19 protein-coding genes and 1 pseudogene are annotated in these 22,061 nt (G+C 63.9%); 9 read left to right on the top strand and 11 right to left on the bottom strand.

Annotated features, from left to right (window positions below; genetic code table 11):
• Positions 1 to 89 precede the first annotated feature (89 nt).
• Positions 90 to 1,508: a Hint domain-containing protein gene (locus tag ASG52_RS09665; RefSeq protein WP_082552475.1), complete on the bottom strand. Its 1,419-nt coding sequence runs from the start codon at positions 1,506 to 1,508 to the stop codon at positions 90 to 92.
• Positions 1,509 to 1,999: 491 nt separating this feature from the next.
• Between ASG52_RS09665 and ASG52_RS09660 the strand changes: the two genes are divergently transcribed.
• On the top strand, positions 2,000 to 2,797 hold the full coding sequence (locus ASG52_RS09660) for a phage tail protein (protein ID WP_056242284.1): 798 nt from the start codon (positions 2,000 to 2,002) through the stop codon (positions 2,795 to 2,797).
• Positions 2,798 to 3,010: 213 nt separating this feature from the next.
• A complete protein-coding gene (locus ASG52_RS09655) occupies positions 3,011 to 3,805 on the top strand; it encodes a phage tail protein (RefSeq protein ID WP_056242281.1) in 795 nt (264 codons plus the stop codon).
• A gap of 199 nt (positions 3,806 to 4,004) precedes the next feature.
• Here ASG52_RS09655 and ASG52_RS09650 read toward each other — a convergent pair whose 3' ends face one another.
• From ASG52_RS09650 to ASG52_RS09630, 5 genes are all read right to left on the bottom strand, one after another.
• Positions 4,005 to 4,235 (bottom strand): hypothetical protein, encoded by a 231-nt coding sequence (locus ASG52_RS09650; protein ID WP_156383876.1) that lies wholly within the window; start codon positions 4,233 to 4,235, stop codon positions 4,005 to 4,007.
• 197 nt (positions 4,236 to 4,432) lie between these two features.
• Positions 4,433 to 4,723 (bottom strand): hypothetical protein, encoded by a 291-nt coding sequence (locus ASG52_RS09645; RefSeq protein WP_056242275.1) that lies wholly within the window; start codon positions 4,721 to 4,723, stop codon positions 4,433 to 4,435.
• Between the two features lie 99 nt (positions 4,724 to 4,822).
• A complete protein-coding gene (locus ASG52_RS09640) occupies positions 4,823 to 6,079 on the bottom strand; it encodes an NAD(P)/FAD-dependent oxidoreductase (protein ID WP_056242273.1) in 1,257 nt (418 codons plus the stop codon).
• Complete coding sequence (locus tag ASG52_RS09635; RefSeq protein ID WP_502691041.1) at positions 6,076 to 6,375, bottom strand: c-type cytochrome; 300 nt, start codon at positions 6,373 to 6,375, stop codon at positions 6,076 to 6,078. The genes ASG52_RS09640 and ASG52_RS09635 overlap by 4 nt, the downstream gene beginning before the upstream one ends.
• Before the next feature lie 302 nt (positions 6,376 to 6,677).
• Complete coding sequence (locus ASG52_RS09630; RefSeq protein WP_056242271.1) at positions 6,678 to 6,926, bottom strand: hypothetical protein; 249 nt, start codon at positions 6,924 to 6,926, stop codon at positions 6,678 to 6,680.
• A gap of 99 nt (positions 6,927 to 7,025) precedes the next feature.
• On the opposite strand from ASG52_RS09630, the gene ASG52_RS09625 reads away from it, so the two are divergent.
• Together ASG52_RS09625 and ASG52_RS28755 are read left to right on the top strand one after the other, a co-directional pair.
• Entirely contained in the window at positions 7,026 to 7,961 is a 936-nt protein-coding gene (locus ASG52_RS09625) for a LysR family transcriptional regulator (protein WP_056242268.1), read from the top strand.
• 22 nt (positions 7,962 to 7,983) lie between these two features.
• Positions 7,984 to 8,451, top strand: coding sequence for an alpha-hydroxy-acid oxidizing protein (locus ASG52_RS28755; protein WP_502691043.1), 468 nt, complete (start codon positions 7,984 to 7,986; stop codon positions 8,449 to 8,451).
• A gap of 33 nt (positions 8,452 to 8,484) precedes the next feature.
• On the opposite strand, the pseudogene ASG52_RS27060 reads toward ASG52_RS28755, so the two are convergent.
• From ASG52_RS27060 to ASG52_RS26175, 3 genes and pseudogenes are all read right to left on the bottom strand, one after another.
• A pseudogene (locus ASG52_RS27060) lies at positions 8,485 to 9,052 on the bottom strand (integrase core domain-containing protein); the annotation flags it as partial.
• A gap of 424 nt (positions 9,053 to 9,476) precedes the next feature.
• Positions 9,477 to 11,075, bottom strand: a complete 1,599-nt coding sequence (locus ASG52_RS27055; protein ID WP_156383875.1) for a hypothetical protein — start codon at positions 11,073 to 11,075, stop codon at positions 9,477 to 9,479.
• Between the two features lie 97 nt (positions 11,076 to 11,172).
• Positions 11,173 to 12,729 (bottom strand): phosphotransferase, encoded by a 1,557-nt coding sequence (locus ASG52_RS26175; protein ID WP_162249989.1) that lies wholly within the window; start codon positions 12,727 to 12,729, stop codon positions 11,173 to 11,175.
• 552 nt (positions 12,730 to 13,281) lie between these two features.
• Between ASG52_RS26175 and ASG52_RS09610 the strand changes: the two genes are divergently transcribed.
• A complete protein-coding gene (locus tag ASG52_RS09610) occupies positions 13,282 to 15,807 on the top strand; it encodes a glycosyltransferase (RefSeq protein ID WP_056242262.1) in 2,526 nt (841 codons plus the stop codon).
• A 424-nt stretch (positions 15,808 to 16,231) separates the two neighbouring features.
• Here the strand turns inward: ASG52_RS09610 and ASG52_RS26170 are convergent, their stop codons facing one another.
• Positions 16,232 to 17,191, bottom strand: a complete 960-nt coding sequence (locus ASG52_RS26170; RefSeq protein ID WP_210170405.1) for an ATP-grasp fold amidoligase family protein — start codon at positions 17,189 to 17,191, stop codon at positions 16,232 to 16,234.
• A gap of 215 nt (positions 17,192 to 17,406) precedes the next feature.
• On the bottom strand, positions 17,407 to 18,177 hold the full coding sequence (locus tag ASG52_RS09605) for a glycosyltransferase family protein (protein ID WP_056242259.1): 771 nt from the start codon (positions 18,175 to 18,177) through the stop codon (positions 17,407 to 17,409).
• Between the two features lie 98 nt (positions 18,178 to 18,275).
• Here ASG52_RS09605 and ASG52_RS09600 point away from each other — a divergent pair, with 98 nt between their 5' ends.
• From ASG52_RS09600 to ASG52_RS09585, 4 genes are all read left to right on the top strand, one after another.
• On the top strand, positions 18,276 to 19,538 hold the full coding sequence (locus ASG52_RS09600) for an alpha-mannosyltransferase (protein ID WP_162249988.1): 1,263 nt from the start codon (positions 18,276 to 18,278) through the stop codon (positions 19,536 to 19,538).
• Positions 19,539 to 19,687: 149 nt separating this feature from the next.
• Positions 19,688 to 20,878, top strand: coding sequence for a glycosyltransferase family 4 protein (locus ASG52_RS09595; RefSeq protein ID WP_056242253.1), 1,191 nt, complete (start codon positions 19,688 to 19,690; stop codon positions 20,876 to 20,878).
• Between the two features lie 36 nt (positions 20,879 to 20,914).
• Entirely contained in the window at positions 20,915 to 21,187 is a 273-nt protein-coding gene (locus ASG52_RS26165) for a PqqD family protein (protein ID WP_082552468.1), read from the top strand.
• A complete protein-coding gene (locus tag ASG52_RS09585; RefSeq protein ID WP_056242244.1) occupies positions 21,184 to 22,056 on the top strand; it encodes a hypothetical protein in 873 nt (290 codons plus the stop codon). The genes ASG52_RS26165 and ASG52_RS09585 overlap by 4 nt, the downstream gene beginning before the upstream one ends.
• Positions 22,057 to 22,061 lie beyond the last annotated feature (5 nt).

Genomic DNA, 22,061 nt, shown 5'->3' with positions numbered 1-22,061 from the left:
ATGCGAAACGATCCCTCGAACGGCGAGGACGCGGCCGGGTGGCCTGCGGTTCCGTCCCATCGGCACGGGACGGCGGGGCGCTTTGGGGTTCAGGCCTCGCGGCGGGCCGCGACCGTCTCCGCCGGGGCGACCCAGCGGGGCAGCGCCGGGCCCGCCAGGGTCACGCGCAGGAACACCGTGCCGCGGCAATCCTGCCAGAGCGCGGCGGGGAGCTGCGCCGCGCCGTCGGTCCAGCGCCAGGTCGCAGTGCCGCCCGCATCGAGGGGGTGGAAGCCGGCCTCCAGGCGCGGGTCGTCCAGGGCGATGGCGCGGGCGGCGCCGAGCCCGTCATCGACGGTCAGCGACGCGATCGACACGCCGAGGCGGCGCGTGTCGCCCGCGCCCGGCAGCACGTGGGTCGGCACGCTGGTCTGCGAGACGAGGCGCACGGTGCCGGTCTCGGCCGGCAGGACGAAGCGGGCGGTCAGGCCCGCGACGTCGGCGCGGATGACCCGATCCCCGGCCACGAGGTGCAGGTCGGCCATCGGCGCGGTCTCGATCCGCCAGCCGAGCGCCTCGGCCCGCTCGCGCAGGCGGTCGCGCACCAACTCGACCACCGGGCCGTCCTCGTGGAACGGGCGACAGAACGCGGGCGCGCCGTCCGGCCGCGCGTCCGGGAGGGCGGTCAGGTCGGTGATGTCGGCCTGCGCGAAGAAGCGGCGGTTGCCGCAATCGAGGTAGCTCTCGGCCGGAAGGTTTTCCGCCAGCAGGATGTCGTGGCTGTCGAGTTCGACGTGCCAGTAGGTTATGCGCTCGACGGGCTCCTGCGTGATCGTGGTGCCGTTGACGAGCCGGCAGGCCGGGATCAGCACCTCGCCGAGCAGATCCACGGCGACGGCGTGGGCGGGCGAGATCAGCAGGTCGCGCGCCGGGCGCCCCTCGCCGAAGGCATGGGCCGCGATGCGCACCGGGAAGGTGGTCGCCGGATCGGGGAAACGGCGGGCCTCGACGGTGCGGTGGCCGATCCAGCGGATCGGGCGGGCCTCACCGGAGGCGGTGACGGCGAGGTCGCCGACCTGCAACGCCTCGACCGCCACGTCGCCGCGACTCGTCCGGATCAGGGTGCCGGCGACGTAGCAGGTGAGCGTATATTGCGTATCGGTGTCGGACGTATCAGCGTAAAAGAAGTCTACATTGTTGTAAAGCTTCGTCCCGTCTGCGTATCTTACATCCGTGTAAAAATAGATATTGCCTGAATCAGGGTTGAATCCTGCAAGGCCAGAGGCAGATCTTCCAAAGTATTTAAGATTGAGCTTCGGGTTGCCGTTGGAAGTGAGGCTACCCTGAAAGTAATCGGGGGAGATATCGCCAAGTCGAGCCAGATTGTCGGTCGATCCGCCGGAATCGTTTGCATCCGTTACGGTGCGGCTGTTGCTGGAATAAAGATTCAGAACTTGGTAGGTGCCTGACCCGTTGCTTGCCGTCCCGACAGTAAAAACATACTTGAATGTTTGAGACGAGCCAGGCATTTGGAAGTCCTATAACGAGCGCGCAGAACTGCGATTGCGGTGGTCTGGCCGAACGCGTCGATGTTCAGGATCAATGTCCGCGGAGGCGGCCGATCGATAGAACGGACGGGAATATAACATAGGGTTGTCCGTGGTCGCTGTCGTCGCCAGGACACACACGGCGAAAAGAGACGATCCCGCCGTTCTCACACGGGAGGCGCGAAGCCCGCATGGCGCGGGCATGCGATCCGAGCGACGGCCGACTTCGCATCTCACGTCACATTCCACTCGTGAGAGGTCGTGTCTCACTCCGATCCGCCGCGATGCCTCTGTCCGGGGACCCATCGATGCGAGGTACTGCCGCCCAAGTGTCGGCATAGGTGGAATCGTTAAGAGGTTGGCGCAACTCTGGAGCGGTCGGATCGATGCCGACACCGCTTTGGGTCGTCTTTGCCGCCCGTTCGCGCCGTCGATCACCGATATTCAATCCATACTGTCGAGATCAGCCGTCCATGCCGTCGATCGTTCGATCCACCCTGCGCACCGCGCTGCTGACCACCGGCCTTATCGGCCTCAGCGGGCCCGCCCTCGCCTGCAACATCGAACCCTATGTCGGGACGATCTGCGTGTTCGCGTTCGATTGGTGCCCGCGCGGATACCTCCCGGCCGATGGCCGGCAACTCGCGTCCCAGCAATATCCCGCTCTGTTCAGTCTGCTGAGCACCACCTACGGCGGCACCCAGCCCACCACGTTCAACATCCCCGATCTGCGCGGCCGCGTCGTGCTGGGGACGGGCACCGGGACCGGGTTGCAGCCGGTCGGGATGGCCCAGCAGTTCGGACAGCAGTCGGTGATCCTGACGTCGGCTCAGACCCCGCTTGTGCCGCACACGCATAGCGCCGCCTTCACTCCGACGACGAGTCAGCAGACGATCAACGTCCCGGCTTCCGCCCCGAACGGTGCGAGCGTGAGCGTGAACACCACCGCCGTCAACGGCTCGAGCACCGCGACCCAGCCCGTGGTCAACGGCTCCACGGTCTACCTCGCCAACGCCGGATACTTCGTAGGGACCAACAACCAGCTCAGGGGCCTGTACACCACCACGGCCCCGGTGAGCGGCAATACGGCTAGTATCCCGGTCACCGGCAATCCGGCCTTCAGCTTCAACGCTTCGCTGGTGAGCGGCGGTATCGTGGCCTTGGCCAATGCGGCCGCCGCGCCGACCGCGGCGGTCCCGACGCAGCAGCCCTCGCTCGGCCAGACCGTCTGCATCGCAGCCGAGGGCCTCTATCCCCAAAAGTCGCAATAGCTCCGCGCGTTCGTCTTGCCGCGTATCCCGATGAACCGGTGTCCGCTTCGTCGGGATGCGCTCCGGTCCGACGGTTCGATGAAAACGAATCGTTAAGACCTCAATGCAAGCATAAGATGGTTAGAGTAGTCTTTCTTATTTTTGAGCTATCTCGGTATTCGTCCCGGGCGACAATGCCGTCTTCCCTGTCCCCGATCTTCGAGATCAGATCCCATGCGACCGATGCTTCGCTCCACCCTTCGCGCTGCGCTTCTAGCCACCGGCTTCGTCGGCCTCAGCGGGCCCGCCCTCGCCTGCATTACCGAGCCCTATATCGGGACGATCTGCTCCTTCTCGTTCGACTGGTGCCCGAGCGGCTATCTCCCGGCCGATGGCCGGCAGCTCACGATTAGGGAATACACGGCCCTGTTCGGCTTGATCGGCTTCACCTATGGCGGCGATAGAACCACCAACTTCAACATTCCCGATCTGCGCGGCCGCGTCGTGGTCGGCAAGGGGACCGGCACCGGGCTGCAGCCGGTCGGGATGGCCCAGCAGTTCGGACAGCAGACAGTGACCCTGACGCCGGCCCAGACCCCGCTCGTGCCGCACACGCACAGCACCGCCTTCACTCTAACGACGAGTCAGCAGACGATCAACGTCCCGGCTTCCGCTCCGAACGGTGCGAGCGTGAGCGTGAACACCACCGCCGTCAACGGCTCGAGCACCGCGACCCAGCCCGTGGCCAACGGCTCCACGGTCTACCTCGCCAATGCCGGGTACTTTGTGGGCACCAACAACCAGCTTAGGGGCCTGTACACCACCACGGCCCCGGCGAGCGGCAGCGCGGCCAGCATTCCGGTCACCGGCAATCCGGCCTTCAGCTTCAACGCGTCGCTGGTGAACGGCGGTACCGTGACCGTGGCCAGTGCGGCCGCCGCGCCGACCGCATCGGTCCCGACGCAGCAGCCCTCGCTCGGCCAGAGCGTCTGCATCGCGGTCACCGGCCTCTATCCCAACCGGCCGTAACGCCGCCCGCCGAAGCGAGCTGGGCCGCGCGGACGACGCGTGACCCCTTGCGCGTGGGCGCCTCGGGCCGATGCCCTGAGCATGGCGGTCAGGGCTACGTCTCGGGCGCCACCGTCGCCGTCACCGGCGGCAAGCCCATCCTGTGACGGGCCGGACCGATGGGCGGAGGCGCGGCGCTGGTTTTCGCCTCTCCACCGGCTCACTTCATGAGAAATCCGCGTGCGGCGTTCTGCGCGCGCGGCGGCTCCGGCTTCACGATCTGCACGATGCGTCGGTTACGGAACTCTTCCGATTCCAGGTAACTCTTGACGACGTCGGCGAGATCATTGCCGACATGCGCTTTCGTGTGCACCTGAATCTCTTCCAGGGACGGTTCCCGGCCGAGAAGGATTCTGAAGCACGCCGCGATGTCCGATAAGGTCGCCTTCACGTCCGCCCCCTCCGAGCAAGGCGGCATGAGAAAGCAGATTTCGCGCGTCCGGGAAATGACCGGGCGTTCCAAAAACTGCGACGATCGGTTTTCGAGACACGGTGTGGTTCGTGCCGCGGGCGCGCCGGCCAAAGGAAAGCCCCGCGACGGCCGGGCCGTGCGGGGCGCTTCCCGAGGTGGTGTCCTGGTCTATCCGGTCAGTTGTTGCCGCCGCTGGCGCCGCCGCCGCTGCCCTGCGGGACGGCGCGGGCCGGCTGGTTGGCGTTGCCGCCGACGGCCGAGTCGGACTGGAACGTGTCGGCGCCGGTCGAGCCGAACGGGATGACCAGGTTCGGGTCGCCGCCGGTGTTGTTCTGGCCGCGGGTGATGGTGCCGGTGGTCGCCGGCTCGTCGAGGGGCAGCGGATAGGCCGTCTGCGCCAGGGCGGGCGCCGCGGAGGCGAGCGTTGCAGCGAAGACGCCGGCGAGGGCGAGGTTGAACTTGGTCATCGTCAATCCTGAAACTGTTCTTGTGCCCCTCAACGATGGGCAGCCGGCAAATATCCCGTTCGCTGCGGCACACGATGCCGCAGTGCAGCATGGAAGCGTTCAGCCGAACAGCTGGCGCATCATGCCGTCGTACCACGCGCGGCCCAGGGCGGCCTCCCGCGCCCGCACCGCCGGCGGCGCGTCGTCCGGGCTGAGGCCGTCCGAGCCCGGCACGGTGACGAGCCGGTCCCATTCGGGCTGGTAGATTCCGGCGATGGAGAAGCCGTAATCCGGTGCGGCGAGGCTGTAGCAGACGTTGATCAGTTTCGGCTCGGGCGGCGCCCGTCCGGCCAGCAGGCTCGCGATCGCCCCGGCGCAGACCTGCGCTTGGCTGTAGGCGGCAAACGCCGATTTCGGCATGGCGCCCGCGATCGCCGCATCGCCGATGACGTGGATGCCCGCATGGAGGGTCGATTCGAAGCTCATCGGATCGACCGGGCACCAGCGGCTCGCATTCGTCAGCCCGGCGGAAAGGCAGAGCGTCGGCGCGGTCTGCGGCGGGATCACGTTGAGCACTGCCGGGCGAAACAGGCCGGCCCCCGCCCGCACGGTCCGGGCGGCGGCATCGACCGTCTCGACCCCTCCGCCCTTGGCGAGCGGCACCCATTCGAGATGGTCGGGATAGAGCGCGCTCCAGGCGGCCTGGAACAGCGGCTGCTTGGAAAAGCCGTCCTTGGCATCCAGGATGACGACCTTGGAGCGCGGCTTCCGCGTCTTCAGGAGATGCGCGATCAGGCTCGCCCGCTCGTAGGGCCCGGGCGGGCAGCGATAGGGCAGAGCCGGCACCGTCACGACCACGAGGCCGCCGTCTTCCATGGCCTCGATCTGGCGGGCGAGCAGCGCGGTTTGCGCTCCCGCCTTCCAGGCATGGGGGATCGTGGCGGCGACCGCCGCGTCGTAGCCGGGGATCGCGTCGAAGCGCAGCCCGATCCCCGCCGCGACCACGAGCCGGTCGTAGGCGAGGGTGTCCCCGCCCGCCAAGCCGACCCGGCGTGCGGACGGATCGATGCCCGCGACGGTGTCGTGGAGGAGCGTGACGCCCGCCCGGCGCACGCCCTCGTAGCCGAAGGTGATCTTCGAGAGCGGCATCAGCCCGGCGATCACCGCGTTGCTCGACGGGCAGGTGGCGTAGTGCGTGGCGGGCTCGACCAGCGTCACGGCGATCCCGTTGCGGACGAGGGCACGGGCGACGGCGACACCGCCGAAGCCGCCGCCGACCACGACCACGCGCGGGGCGGCACGCGCCAGCGCCGGGGCCGCCAATGCCGCGGCGGTGAGACCCGCAAGGAGCCCGCGGCGGGTGGGTCCGGCGCTCACCGGCCCGCGGCCCCGGTCCGGCCGAGGGCCTCGGCGATGGCGCGGGATTCCACCGCGGAAAACCCCTTGGCGAGGCGCGGCATCACCGTGCCCGCTCGGCTGCCGTCGCGGTAGCCCGCGAGCGCCGCCTCGATCGCCTGCGGCGACAGGGTGCCGAGATCGGGCAAGCCGCCGCCCTCCGCGTGGCAGGCGAGGCAGGAGGCGGCGCCGGGGGCGAGCGGATCGGCCCCGGCCGCGGGGACCAGCGGAACGGCGGTGGCCGCCATCGCCAGCGCGGCGCGGATCACGCTTCTCAACCGGGCCCCCATCGATCCTTGAGCGATACGGATTTGCTCGCCCGTGCCGCGGCGGGACGCAAGGGGCGGTTCGCCGCGTCGGGGTGGTCGGCGCCAACAAAAGAACCCCGCCGGCCCGTGACGCGCACGGACCGGCGGGGTCGCTCATTGTTTGTTAACCGTATCGCCCCCATCTTTAGGACATGCCGATCGCGACCCAGTCGCTCGATCGGACACGGCCACGAAGCCGGGATTTTGGGTGACGCCGGATGTACGCGCACCTCGGGTTCTGGCTTGCGTGGCCGTTCCCTTTTCAGGCCTGTTTAGAACGCGGCAGCCTGCTTGACGCGCTCGTCGACGGCCGGGACCTTCCACTGGACGGCGCCGGGAAGGGCGTAGCCGCCCTGGCGGTGCACCGAGCCGGTGTCGGTGGCGAGCCCCTGGATCTCCAGGGCGAGGGCGCCGACGGTCTTGGCGTTGTGGATGGTGGCCGTCTCCCCCGCGAAGGCGGCGGTGGTCAGAAGGGTGAGCGCCAGGCCGGTGACGGTGCGCGCGATGATGGACTTGGACATCTGTCGGTCTCTCTCGGGTTTCCGCGGCGGGCCCCCCGTCGCTTCGTGAGACCGAATGTGCTGATGTCGGGTTCATGAATCAAATGGGCTGATTTCATAATGCGCATCGATCACGTGCATCTTGCCCGCCTCGACCTCAACCTGCTCGTGGCCCTCGACGCGCTCCTGACCGAGCGGAGCGTGACGCGGGCGGCGGCGCGCATCGGCATCAGCCAGTCGGCGATGAGCCACGCGCTCGGGCGCCTGCGCACCACCTTCTCGGACGAGCTGCTGACGCGGGGTCCCGACGGCATGCGCCCGACGCCGCGGGCGCTCGCCCTGATCGAGCCGATGCGGGCGGCGCTGGCGCAGATCCAACTCATCACCGCCCCCCCCGCCGCCTTCGATCCGGGAACCGCCGACATCACCTTCACCCTCGGCATCCCGGATTCGACCGAGGTGCTGCTGATGCCGAACCTGATCGCCCATCTCCAGGCGCAGGCGCCGGGGGTGAAGCTCCTGCTGCACACGGTCGATCGCCACCGCATCCTCGACGACCTCGACAGCGGCCGGGTCGATGTCGGCATCGGCGTGTTCGAGCAGGGGCAGACGCACCACAAGCGGCGCATCCTCAACAAGGAGAGCTATCTCTGCCTGTTCAATGCCGACCTCGTCGGCCTTGAACCGCCGATCTCGCTCGACGACTACCTGCGCTTCCCCCACCTGCTCACCAGCCTCGTGGAGAGCGCCCACGGCGTCGTCGACGACGCGCTGGCCAAGATCGGCCGCAGCCGCGTCATCGCCCTGACCTCGCCGCGCTTTGCCGTGATGCCGTTCGTGGTGCGCCAAGCCCCGGTCATCGCCACGATGCATTCGCGCCTCGCCCGCTTCTTCGCCGACAGCATGGGCCTGACCGTGAGCCCGGCCCCGGTCGATCTGCCGGACGTGTCGATCTCGATGATCTGGCACGCCTCCAACGACGACGTGCCGAGCCAGCGCTGGCTGCGCGAGACCATCGTGGCGCTGCGCCGCGCCGAGCGCCGCCCGCAGGGCTGAGCCCGCGCCTCTCTCGTCAGTCATCGGGGACGGCCCCCTGCCCTCGCCCCATCGATCGCGCCCGAACAACGCGCTCCCCCGGATCATCGCCGAGATCGGCTTCCGTACCGAAGTGTTCATGGACGGCGGCGTCCGCTCGGGCCAGGATGTCCCCAAGGCGACGGTGCCCGGTCGAGACGGCGCGGCGGGCGGGTTGAGCTCTCCGTGCCGCATCGACCGCGGCTGCATCGTCGGTGCCAACGCGCTGGTGCGCGAGGGCGCGGAGTTCCCCGACGGCAGCCTGATCGTCGGCGTGCCGGCCCGCAGCGTCGCCTCGGGCGATGCTGAAGCGAGTGTTCGGGATCCTGACGGAAGAACGTGTGCGCACCTTGGTCGAGCGCCCTACCCTCACAACCGCTCACCCATCGGTTTCCAGATAATCGTCGCAGAGCCGGCGATCGCTCGCCATCGCCATTCCGCAGGTCCCCCGACCTGCGCGCCGGTGACCTGACCGGTATTTTGGACCGAGCCACTTGAGAGGCTCCTGCATGGTGGCGGCCATGGGTAGCCGGCACGCCAGATCCGGGTAGCCGACGGGCGCGGGTGGCCGATAGCCCAGCGACGAATGCGGTCGGACGCGGTTGTCAGTGGTTTGCCATAGACCGATCACGGTCTGCGCCTCCTTCGATGAGTAGAAAATCTCCTGGCGTAGACATTCGTCCCGAAGCATGCCGTTGAAGCTCTCGCAATGCCCGTTCTCCCACGGTGATGCTGGCGCGATGTACTGGATTTGCGAGCCAGCCTTCGACCCATTCGCGCAAAGCCTTCGAGATCATCTCAGGGCCATTGTCGCAGCGGATGTGCTCCGGGATGCCATGCAGGCACATGGCCTCCGCCAGCGCCTCCCGCCGCCTGCCTGCGTCGCTCAGGGGCTACAAGTTTCCCGAGGCGACGTCCGCCAGCACATGCTTCTCCAAACAAAGGTCGGCGACGAGCCGGCGCAGACGAACGTTCTCGCGCTCCAGGTCCTTCATCTTCCTGGCCTGACCGACCTGAAGACCGCCGTACTCCTTGCGCCAGCGGTCGTAACTCTGCTCGGAGATCTCCGCCTGACTGCGCTCGTCTCTTGCACCGGGGACGATGCCACCCCCAGCCCTGTGCCTGCGGTTGCTCCCGGCTCGACGGACATCAGGGGCGACGGAGCGGACTGCGTACCGCCGGGCGGCTTGCCGGCCTTGGAGGATCGTTTGGCGAGGATGGGGCGGGTCATCGAAGGTCTCCGCAAACGACGAAGGCCCCCGGAGTGGGGGCCTTCTGGCAGGTGCGGCGGTGAAGGAGGAATGGCCGGTCTTGGCAATCCCGGCACGTGGGCGGCCGGGGCCGCGAGTGTCGTGGTCGTCGGACCATGGGGCATCTCCTCGCAGTCGTCGAATGAGGCAACGGCCGCGAACCGCACGACCGATCAACACAAGCGGTATGGTCGAAACGCCCGCAATTTCAAGATTTTAATCCTATAATGCTGTTGAACTCATACATTCAGACAACAACTGTCTTGAAGTGCAGCCTGTCTTGCACGTATCGGTGCATATCTGAGTCGTACCCTAATCGTTTTTTCATTGATTGATGCATATGATAAAATTCGTTTCCTTGAGGATCTTTTTGAAGAACCGCGACTTTATCGAATATAAAGCTTCCAAAGTAGCAGCTATATTCACTGTCTCCAAGGCGCCCATCCGACAATCGGGAAAACAGATGGTCGAGGTTTATCCTAAACGTCGGAACATCACATCCGGCTAGTGAGCCAAACATCCGGCCGAGCAAATGGGGCGCTGAACGACATAGGCAGATCCCAAACGTCCAGTGATATCCGTGATCGAAAAGATAATGTGCTGACGCCCATAAGTCATACGATATAGCCATCAGGTCGCTGTCTTCGGCAAAATTTTCGATATCGCGGAGTTTGCTACGGATATCGCCCATATTAACTTTCTCGTTTAAAATAGGTCGAATGTCATCTGCATCAATGTTCCAGAACCATTGCGACTCGGTCTGCGCGAATGGAGTCAAGTTTGCGACGCTTTCCCAGCCAAGCAGATTCAGGGGGCGGCGTGATTGCGAAAAGAAAGTAAGAGCCTCATTCATCCCTTCTCGAATGCTGCAGCTTGCACCTATATTATATTGACTGTAGTGCTCTGCAAGATTGAGACCGGTATCGTCGAGGATCACGATCCTGTAACGGTCCGGATCATTGAAGCATTCCATCCAGAATGATATGAACGCATGGATGTCGAATGGTCGCTTGACACATTTCAAGAAAACGTCGATCCGGCCGTCGGATCGATATGCAGGCCCTTCGGACGGGAACGGATGCCCCAACGGAGCAAGCGCGCTGTCGGTTACGGCCTGTTTGGGACGCAGCGCTCCCAGGTACTCAGCCCAGCCCGGCCGGTTACGGGCGCGGATACCGACGTGAGAGGAGATCCGACAGAAGCCGGCTGTCGCGCAGGCCGTGATTTGCTCGAACCGCTGAGCGTAGAGAAGGGCGGCCTCCATCGCATCGCGATGGACCGCCGAGGCGATTGCATAGTCCAAGATAGTTGTTGTGGATGCTGGCGGGAGTTGGTCCATAGTCAGGTCGAGAAAGTCCATTGCGCAGGCGTCGCGCCCCAGCATTAGAAGATGCCGCAGCGCGCCGAGCACGGCCGCATCGAGGTAGACTCCGCAAGCCTCGAGAGCCTCGGCCAAAGGTTGCGCAAAGCTAGAATCAAGGCGGTCGCAGTATTCCGCGGCCCCGATTACCGCCTGGGTCACAACGCTGTGATGCCATGCGCCAGGCTCATTGAAATAAAACTTATGTAACCCGAACATACTTGCTTCCGAGTGAAGCAATTTCTGGACTTTTTGTCCAATTTCGACTGTTTTTTCAGCGTCGAGGTAGTAGCGCGCCGTAAGTTGCTTCAGCCTCCGTATGGTGGAGGCTGCGTCTTCGAATTGACCGCAATTGCAGGCGACCGTTAGGAATGTTTCCAATACAGAGATGTCAGATGATATGAGCGCCAAAGGCTTCAGAAAGGCATGGCCATCTTTTGAATTAAGAGCACGGGACAAAATGTTTGCAAGAAAGTCTTGGGTCATTGAAGCGCCTGACAGTGTCGTAGAACGTTCGCGCCTGCTGAGTTAACGACCCGAAGCGTCCGAAATCGTATCCCAAACGGCTGCTTATCCAAGTGTGTCAGCACGTCGATTCTTCTAGATAAAATAACCCCAGTGCGTAAGCAGCGATGACGGAGTCATAATCGTCGATAGCGAATCCACTCAAAGACAGCCAGATCAGCGCATGAATGGTCTTTACCGCCGTTAAGTCGTCACTCACGTGGCGTTCGATGATGGGTTTCAAATGACCCCAGCCATGATCATCAATGAAAATGTCGACGGAATCGCCATCGATATGCATCTCAAACTGCTTCGTGTTGAAAAGATCATACCCACCTATGACAGAGTAGTAGAGCTTCGCCCAATCGTAGCGTGGATCGCCGTACAGAGGTAGATCCCCGAAGCGACCGCGTGGATCGATGAACCAGGGCTTGCCGATCGTATCGATCAGGATGTTCGAGAAAGTCGGATCCCCGTGGATCGGCGTGAACGGCTTGATACCGAGCGTATCGACCTGTTCGTGGAACCACGCGACGTGGCGGGGATGGAGGATATTGCGGCAACTGCGGCCATTGATGGATAGCCGCTCGCGATCCGTCAAGTTCGGCGCAAGCTTCCGGACGGCCTCCAGGCGTATCAGTGGCTTCTCGCGGTACATCTGCTCGGCAGATATCACGGATCCGGGATGGGCGCCGCGGCGATGCAGATCGGACAGTGCCTCGACGATACTATCCAGCACGCGTGCCTGGCCGGCAGGATCGAGAGCAAGATCGAAGGGATGAGAGCCAGCCATGCGTGCTAGCGTTAGTGGGACTTCGGCCAGTAGTTCAGGAATATTCAAAAATCCCAGTCCAGTCACAAATTTGTACCAAGATATTTCATCATCAATGAGTTGAGAGAAGTGCGGGTCCCGCGCGTGCTTTCTGACCGTGGTTTGGCAAATTTCTACCACATTAAAATAACGGGCTGAAGTTGAACTTCGTCTTTGTGCCGTCAGTGATGCGACCGTTCCGATCTCGACTGCGTCGTCTATCATTACCGGATCGAGAGGGACGTTGCTCTTGGCAAGCCACTCGACGAATTCTCCCGCGTCTGGGCAGTGCGCTAGAAGGCGGCGGCCGGGTATGCCGAATAGCCCCATGACGCCGAACTTATCGGAGGCTATTTCAACGAGTCCCGCCTCGGCGGACCACGACCAGCGACAAGAGAACGACGATGTCAAACCGACGCGTAAACGATCGTCAATGGTGGTATCGGGCAGGTCTCCAAGGCGTAGATCGCCCCATACCAGCATGAACGGCTCGTGGTCGGAAGGGAGCAGCGCGGCAGCGCTCTTCAATCCTGCCGCAGTACCCTTCTCGCTCGCTCGCACGGTCATGACCCGTACGTGCGGCGGGAAAAGCGCGATGTATCGCTCGAATACATCGGCTAAATGGTCGATGATAACGACGAAGGTGGCTCCGGGAAACCGATCGAATAGGGAGTAGATGATCGGTCGACCGTTTACCGACAACAGGCACTTTGGCTTGTTCCGCGTATGGCGGCCCAGGCGTGTTCCGAGGCCACCAGCTTGTACGATTACGTACCTGACATCAGCAAGATTCAAAATTTTCGGATTTTGGCCACTTTCTGGCATGTACAGCAAAACCCTACTCAAGTTCGCGCTTAATTCATCCGAAACGTGATGCTGCGCTAGGTGCCGGCAAGAAAGCATGTAGCCCCCGTCATGCCTACGAGTACTTTCCAATGTGCCGGATGCTTGCTCCTCCTCATCGAGTTGGAGGGTGCTTGTTGGGGTGATGGTCGTGGGTTAATCGCGTCGGACAGCTGGATCAAGCTGGAATCACACCGAGGCATGTGATGGGGACCGCCCCACCACGATCAGCTACAAGTCTGCAAGCCGACGTTCCGAGCAGCCGAGTTGGGTCGAAAGCGGTCCCCCGAAGGATCGAACTGATCGGGTTTTGACGCACGGATGGGGTTCACCAAACCGGCAGCAGGTCAGTTCGTTACGCCCACAGCATCGCATGCCGCTCAGGAATGTATGCCGGGATCCCGTGGACCAACTCCTGTCTTCGATTTGCGACATCGGAAGCGCGCCCTTAAAACCGAAGGCGCTTAGCCGCGTGCCGGCCGACACGGTTTCCGAGGGGGATTCGGAGTTTTGGTGGCTGATCACGCTGTGAGCATGGCTGAGGTGTTGCGCGATTGCGGCCACGGCGGCCTGGATGCCTGGGTGGAGGCGCTCCAACGTCCGTTCCAATCGGCAGATTTCGCCTCCGCGCTTCAGCACTCGTTAGCGAACCGGGATCTTTATTTGATCCTCCGCTTGGCTTTTGCGTTGAAGGTACGTGGGGTCGCGCTTCCGGACGACAGTCACATCACGCTCGGCCTTTATCAGGCCCGCGCGCTGATGGTGTTGTCTTTGCCACGGCAGGCCATCGAGGTCCTGACGGAGGTGATACCCCGCGCAGCCCGCGTATCGCCTGATACGAAGCAGGCGGATCTGTCCATCCTGCTTGCGCGCTGCCAGTTGAAGGCCGGACAGGTCGAAGCGGGCTTCGAAACCCTCGCCGAGGCCGAACGGCAATGGCCCGATGATCATCGGATTGTCTTCGTCCGTCTCGGAATACTCGCGCGCTCCGACCACAAGGAAGCTCTGGCGCTCCTGCGCCGCCTGGAGGCCGATCCGATCAGAGCCGCGGGCCTGAGCCACAGGCGGGGGCTGGTCGGCGATGTGCTCATCGGCGCCGGATTGGCTGACGAGATCCCGGTCGAAGCACTCGCGAAGACGGCGGACGCCCCTTCGGCGTTGCACGCTCTGGTCAACGCCTATGCCGGACGAGGCGACCGGGTCGCCTGGGCCGAGGCGATGACGCGTTACCTGAAGAGGGTGTCGCATTCAGACGCCGGCGTTTGCGCTCCTGTCGATGCGCACATCCTCCAGGCGTTCCGACGAGAGGGCCCATCCGACCTGCCTTCGGTAACTCCGGTCGCCCGCCTCGCCGTGATCATGTGCGTCCACAACGCCGTCGACACGCTGGCCACAGCGATCGCCAGCGTCCTTGCTCAGACCTATGCGTCGTTGCGACTGATCATCGTCGACGACGGCTCCACCGACGGCTCGGGGGCGGTCATGCGTGCGATCGCGACCACCGATCCCCGCATCTCGATCATCGAGAGCCCGGTGAACCAAGGCGTATACCGTTCCAAGAATCTCGCGCTGCGACTCGTTGCTGCGGAGTTTTACACCTTCCACGACGCCGACGATTGGATGCATCCCGAACGCCTGGAGCGCGCGATGGCTCTGATCGATGCCGATGCCCGGACCATCTGCGTCTATTCGCAATGGGTGCGGATCGACCGGTCCGGCCGGCTCGAATCCGTGCCGCTCCTGAACCGGGCTTCCAGCCTGTTCGCTCGCAGCGTTCTCGACGCGGTCGGGTACTTCGACGGCGTCCGCTTCAGCGGGGATGCCGAATTCGAATGGCGCCTGCGCGCGCATTACGGCTCAGCTGCGATCGCGGTCTCCCCCGATGTCATGACCGTGGGCCTGCGCCTGCCCACCTCCCTCACCACGGCGCCGGACACTGGAATCGATGCGTTCGGCGGCAACGCGTTCCGAGCGGCCTATGCGGACGGCTTCGTCCGGTGGCACTTGGAGGCGCAGACGCTGCGCCTGCCAGCGGACGCCGATGGAGCGCCGCGGGCCTTCCCGGCGCCGCCGGACATGACGGCACCGCCCTCCGGCGAGGAGGGCGTCGATCCGTTCACCCAGGCCTTTACGGCGGCCGCGGAGCGGGGCGGGCCTCCCGTCATAGCCCGCTGGCCCGTCAACCTGCCGGTTGCGTGCAGTTCGGGCGACAAGCTCAACGCCGCGCTCGTGGCGATGCTGGCGGAACAGCAGGTGATCAACACTCTGCACTCCGATGCTGCCGAGTTGGCCCCGATCTATCATGTCGTCGGCAGCGGCATCCGTACCGCTCATCCCGAGGCCGTCGTCTGGGGAGGCGGCTTCATCGGAAGCACCGGCGCGTTGGGCATTCCGGTCGCGAACATCCTTGCCGTGCGCGGCCCGTTGACGGCCCGGCGCATCGTCGAGGCCGGAGGCGAGCCCGGACTCCCGATGGGCGATCCGGCTCTGCTGCTGCCGCTGTTCTACGACCCTGACATCGCCTCGCGTTACGAGATTGGCATCATCCAACGCGTTTGCGAGGCCGGGACCGAGCTCCTTCCACGCCTGCCTGCCGGCCTCAGCGTGCGCCTGATCGACATCACCGGGGGCATCAAGGCGGTGATCGACGCCGTGCTCTCCTGCCGCCGGATCCTGTCCAGTTCCCTCCACGGCCTCATCGTCGCCCACGCCTACGGCATCCCGGCCACATGGCTGAAGATCAGTGATCGGCCCCCGGGAGACGATTTCAAGTTCCGCGACTATTGGGCGTCCATCGGGCGCGCCGACGTGTCCCCGATCGAAGCGAGGGACGGTGCACTGATCGATCCGGAGGCGGGCGTCTCGACACCGGGCGAGGCACTGATCGACCTGTTCGCCCTTCTTGGCGCCTGCCCCTTCATCGACGAGACGCGTCGCCAAGCCCTGATCGCGAGGGCGGAGGCCCGCACGGGCGACCGCACGGTGCTGGGCTGGCACGGAGGCTTGCGTTCTGGCACGCAGGCCGGCTTGGGGCCGGGGCACGGGCGCTGCGACGGCTGAGGCGACGAAGCGCGGCGTGGCGTGGCGGTCGTGTCCGTCGCTCGCGCGCCACGCCCGCCCGTTGCTCCGGTCGGCCCTGCGAAACAGCTGGTCGTCGTTCGCCTTGAAAAGATTGATGATGTCGCGGGTATACTCCAGGCAGGCGGCGATCACGAGGCGCCGCGCAGATCGCAAGTTGGCTCCGGGTTCGTTCGGGCTGCCGCGCCGTCCTGGGCGGGCCGGTCGACGCTTGGGACGGGCCATTGTGGATCGGCGTCGAAACATGAGCGCAGCGCTCTGCCGTCGATGACCTCATAAGACAGGAAACCCTGGTTTGCTGTTGTGTCACGATCCGTGCCGATCGCGGCCCCGCTTCCTGAGCCAATTGGGCATTGATTACAGTGGCGTGAACACAGTCGCGCGACCGGTATACTTCGACGCCGACTCACATCTGACGGCGGCGTTGGCCCCAGCGACGCATCGCGATTGCCAGTAACGCTCTAGTTTTCGGCCACTTTATATTCCAAAAAGATCCCATCACGAGATCCGTATCGTCCGGCTGCAAAGTAACCATTCCGCTGTATGAGTACAAAGTTATTTCGCCAACGTATAATTTCTCATCCACAAGGTAGAAATCGACGCGGCAATGGTCCAACCCAGCACCCAATTTTTCGGCGGCCACCAATGCCAGATCGAAATGTGAAGGCTTTTCGGGGAGTGAGGGGAGGTTGTAACGTCCGCGCCATGGATATCGTTTCCAGTTTCGATCCACGAATCCGAACAGTTGGTTGCGATCCAGCCCCAATTCGACGTATTGAGCGAAACTGGCTGTTCCATCGAAGACAAAAACCTTGAGTTCCGCCGGCGGTTGACCTGTGGTGCAGACCAAGAGGGGTTCGATGACAATCCGACGAGGAACGTCGAGATATCCCGGCTCCCGTGCAACCGTACCGTGGCAATGGGCCAGCCACTGCCTAACCTTGCCCATGATTTGATTTCGGTCGATGATTTGGTCCCGCGCGACAATTACTGTATGGCCGAAGCCATGAGAACTCTTAATGATATAGGGCCGAGGAAGCTCGTCGAAAGGAATATCTTTCGGATCCTCGCCAATCCACAATTGCGGAATCAGCATCGATGAAAGTCCGCGCGATTCAATATAATATCGCACAGAGATTTTGTCCGATAATTGAGTAAACAGCGAAGAATCAATAAATAACTTTCTCCACTGCATCTTTTCGCTAAATCGCACTGGCTTGAAAAGATTCAACTCGCGTTTCAACCGGGTCCGGTAGCGGAGCCTGACGGCATCGATTTGCTTCCGCCAATCCTTCAAGTGCTCGGGCGCCATCGCCCACAACAGGGTCGACAGGTGGACTTTGATTTTCTGCGAAATATCGTGCATCGCATCGCTCAACGGGAAGGACATAAAATCAGCCCAAGCAGGTTACCCATGTTTCATATGGGTTCATGGGAAACGTGCCGGCGGCGCTCGGCGATGTGATGATCAGCGTTTGGAGTCATTGCCGGGCATGCGGATGCATGCTTGCTGTCATCCTGCATTGCGCGAGCCATTCTGATCAGAGTTATTCATCGGAACAACGTCTTGAGTGTTCTCACCTACTCCGGTGCATGGATGACCTCGAGATCCGGCATGCCCCAGCACTGGATTCCCATGTCGGACGCCATGATCCCCAGCCCTTCCGTTTCGATCTCGCCGCGCTCCCCGCAGGAATGGATGGGGCGAACCCTCTCGTTTGAAGCGCCGTAGGGGAATGCCGGAAAGATCAGACCGTCCCTGTGATGGTCTGCCTTGACGAGCAGGACGGTGCCGCCGACGGCATCGAGCCGCACCAGAGACTGTCCGCGATAGTTTTCGAGCCAGCGCGTGCCGTGATGGGTCCAGCCGTTCCGATCGAAGGTCGGGCCGCCGGGGCGTGTCACGCAATGCGGCTGAACGATCTCGCGTCCCGTGGCCAGCAATTGCTGGATCAGGTCTGACTGGAAACGGATGACGTCGACGTCGAGCCACAGAACCCACGTCTCATCGCGCAGCGCCGAGAAAAGCAGGTGGTTGCGCGCCCGCGCGAGCGTCGTGCGACGGGCCTTCTGATAGGCCGGCATCCAGCGCGGAACCTGGGCGGGCATGTTGAAACCGAAGTCCCGCTTCACTAGGCTGACGCGATGGCACCGCCGCTCGAGCCTCTCCACGAGGCTTTGCGCAAGCGGCCATGTCGCATCGGTGCTGTCGCTCTCCAAGAGGCCGATCGATAAGGCTTCGACAGGATACCGCAAGGCCTCGATACGCTCGACGTATGCCGGAAGGTGGGATGCGCAGTTCTTAATCGGCGTCAAAATAACCACGGGCGCTTCGAGCAACGGTTCGTCCATCGGTAACGATTTCCCCCGCAAGTCGCGCCATTGGCAAACGCGATGCCGGATCCGTCTGACCAGAGTCAATGTCCTCCGAGCAACCGGCGATGTCCTCCATGACCGATCCCGCCACGCTCGCCGCCGAACTCGCCGCCTACCGCGAAAGGCTGGAGCCCTACCAGCAAAGCCGTTTCAGGCGCGACGGCATCGTCGTCTGCGCCGGAGGCGCCTCGGTCTTCACCAATGCCTACGTCCTGATCCGCCTCCTGCGGACCGTCCTTCACTGCGCGCTCCCCATCGAGGTCTGGCATATCGGTGCGGGCGAGATGTCGGCGCGGATGAAATGGCTTCTGCGCGATCTTTCGGCCGAACCGGTCGATGCGGAGGCCATAATGATCGCTCAAGGTGTGCTGATCAGCGACGGCTGGCAGTTGAAGAGCTTCGCCTTGGCCCACTCCTCGTTCGCGCGCGTCCTGCTGCTCGATGCCGACATCGTGCCGGAGCGGGATCCGGCGGAGCTGTTCGCGTGGCCGGAGTTCGAGGCGACCGGTGCGGTGCTCTGGCCCGACATCTGTTCCATCTTGGCCGAAAACCAGATCTGGGCCGCGTGCGGCCTTCCGCCTCGTACGATGCGCGCCGTGGAAAGCGGGCAGGTGTTGATCGACAAGTCCCGCAGCTGGGACGCCCTGCAGATCATCGTTTTCTTGAATGCGCGCCGTGAACACTATTATCGCATCGTCTATGGTGATAAAGATCTATTCCTGATGGGGTTTCTGATCACAGGTCAGTCTTATCATCTGGTTCCGCACTTGCCCTACACGGATCAGCCGTGGTGCCTGTTCCAACGGGACTTCGCGGGCGAGCGGCTGTTTCAGCATCGGTGCGGCGCAAAATGGCGCTACCGAGATCCCCAGACGGTCGTACCCGGTTTCCGTTATCAGGAATCGTGCGAAGAGGCCCTCGCGACGCTGCGGCGCACGTGGAGCGGTCGCGTGTTCAACGCACCAGCGCGTTCGCCCGAGGCACAGGAAGAGGAGGCGCGGCTCTCAGCGGTGGGAGCGGTCGAACTCACGACGCCCGGCCAAGCGCCGGTCGCACTCGACCTCCTTCAAGGCGGCGACATCGTCGACAATGGCACCTCCGGCCTCGTCCACTGGTACTGCATCGGCGGCGACCCTGTCACGCTGGTCTTGATCGATCGCTTTCAAAACTCGACGAGGTTCGAGTCCGCCGGCGAGGGGCACTGGAGGGAGGACTGCACATCGGCGTCCGTCCTGATCGAAGGGCGTGGATCGAGACCCGACGACCGTCCGGCGGCACCCGATAAAACATGGAATTGGGCAGAATCGAATTATGGTTTTGACGGCGACGATGGATGATACGGATCGCTGATGAAGCCAATTCATCGACGATCGCACGCACACGGAAGGACGGGATCCGGCGGCGGTCGTCCGCCGCCGGCACAGAACAGGAGCATCGGTCCGGTTCCGTGCGCCTCGGTATGAGACCGCGCCCGCGCGTCCTTGTGATGGCGCCGATCCGCCCGGCACGAAGCGGCAACGGTCTGGCGATGCGAGTCTCGCTCTTCGTCGAGGCCGCCGAAACCTTCGCCGATGTCGACGTCGTCGTGGTTCCCGTCGCTGGGGCGATTTCCGCTCCGCTTCCGTCCTTTCGGGACACGACGCGCCTGCACGACGCGCCGGCCTATCCCTGCAGGACCCTGTCCCTGATGAGCCGCATACCGGTCGATGAGAGGGCCGACGCCCTTCGGGCCTATGGGCGACCCAGCCTGAGCGGCTGCTTGACTGACGAGGCCCGAGAACTCGTCGCCCGTCTCGCTTCGACGCGATCCTTCGATCTGGTCGTCGTCATGCGCAGCTACATGCTGCCGCTGGCGCAGGCGGTCGGGGATACGACGGCCCTGGCACTCGACCTCGACGAGGACGAGCTCGGCTCGGCGCACAGCCAGTCACGGATCGCGCTCGCACGTCGTCAGAAGGCGCGCGCCGCTTGGCTGCTGGCGGACGCCGCCGCCACGGATCGGATCATCGCGCTTCACCAGGGGCGTCTGGCCGCGTCCTTCATCTCCTGCGAGAACGACGCCGCCACGCTCCGGCGGCGCCATTCCGGCCTGCACCCGATCATCGTGAACAATGCCGTGGAAATCCCTCGCGCGCCGAAGCGGCGCCACGACGGGCGAACGCTCCTGTTCGTGGGGGCGTTCGGTCATCTTGCCAATGTCGACGGAATCCTGTGGTTCGCCGAGAATGTGGTCCCACGGCTGCGCGTGCCGCGTGGCTTTCGCCTCGTCGTCGCGGGAAACGGACCGCCGCCCCGCGTCTTGCAACTCGGTCTGCGTCCCTGCGTCGACATCGTCGGCGGTTTCGAGTCCACCGCCCCACTCTATGCTCGAGCGACGGTCGCCATCGCTCCGATGCGGTTCGGCGGCGGAGCGCGGACCAAGATCATCGAGGCGGCCGCGCACGGCGTTGCGTGCGTCGCGCATGAGGCCAGCGTCAACGGGAGGCTGGCGGAAGCCGGCTGGAGCGCCGGTACCGCGCCCGACTTCGCGACAGCCTGCGCCGAAGCCTTGCGGGACCATGAAGGCCGCAGCGCGCGCGAAGCGTCCGGCCGGACTATCGCACGCGCGCGGCACGATCGGACGGCGGTGATCGCTCGCCTTGCCCGGCAGCTTGCGCTCCTGGCATCGCTGTGGTGAGACGGTCCCCCCTGCGAGGAAAAAGTCGAGAAAGCAGTGCCTGCCGATACGCTATTCGAACAGACTTCTGCACTCGAAACCCTCGAGGCAGGCGATGGGTATGTCCTCTACGACGAACTCCGCGACCGTGTGCATTTCCTGAATCCGACCGCGGCGATCGTCTACGAACTCTGCAAGGGCGGAAGCAGCCTCACAGACATCGCGGGGGAACTGAGCGACGGTTTCGGGCTCGATGCACCACCGCTCGACGAGGTGGAGCAGTGCCTCGAAAGTCTCGAAGCGGAGCATTTGATCCGCCGGCTGGGATGATCCTGGCCCGCACGCTAAGGCGGACGTTCCTGTTGCGCGGCTCCCTGCCGGGCGATTGCCTCGCTTTCCTGCATGCCGATCCGTGTCTCCCGACCTCGACGGAGCGGACGGAGGTCATCGACATCGAGCTGCGCAGCGACGGATTGTTGTCGATGAGGTGCTCCTGGGGGCGCCAGGCGACCGGATCGGCGCGCGCGCTCGCCCGAGCCCTCGATGACTCGATCTACCGACTGGCGGTTTCGGACGAAGGGCCGGCGGCGACCATGAATGGGAGCATCCTTCGCATCGGTGAGGTTCGTTGCCTGCTCGTCACGGAGTTTGACGGCGACCTGAGCGATCTCGCTGTCGCCCTGATCCGCCGCGGTGCCGCGTTCGAGGGGATCGCCCGTGTCTTTTTACGCGTCGGCGGGGTCGTGGCCCATCCGGCCAAACCCCGGCTGAAGCATTTCCGCCTCGCCACGGCCGGCCTCTCGCATGCCTACGGCGAGCTGCCCACGCTGCACTTGGACGCCGACTTGAGCCCCAACGCAGCCTTCTGCGCGATCGATCCGCGTATGGCTGGCGTCGAATGGTCGGTGATGGAGGCGCCAGTCGGAATCGTCCTATTCGTCGAACGCAACGAGGGCGGCCGCTCGGCGATCACGAAGCTTCGTTCCGAGACGGCGTTTGCCCAGCTACTACGGAACACGCGACATCCGCAGCGGCCCGACGTGCGGGGGCTTATCGGCCTTCGCACGATGAGCGAGGACGCTCGTGCGTTCCGCCTGACGATGGGAGATCCTATCTCGGCGGCCGCTCTCATCACCACGCGGATATTCCACATGCGCGTTGACGAACCGGGCAGCGTGCGTCAGGAATCCCCTCTGTAAATGGG

Source organism: Methylobacterium sp. Leaf456 (assembly GCF_001425465.1).
Lineage (GTDB): Bacteria > Pseudomonadota > Alphaproteobacteria > Rhizobiales > Beijerinckiaceae > Methylobacterium.
This window is presented reverse-complemented; position numbering and strand designations above follow the sequence as displayed.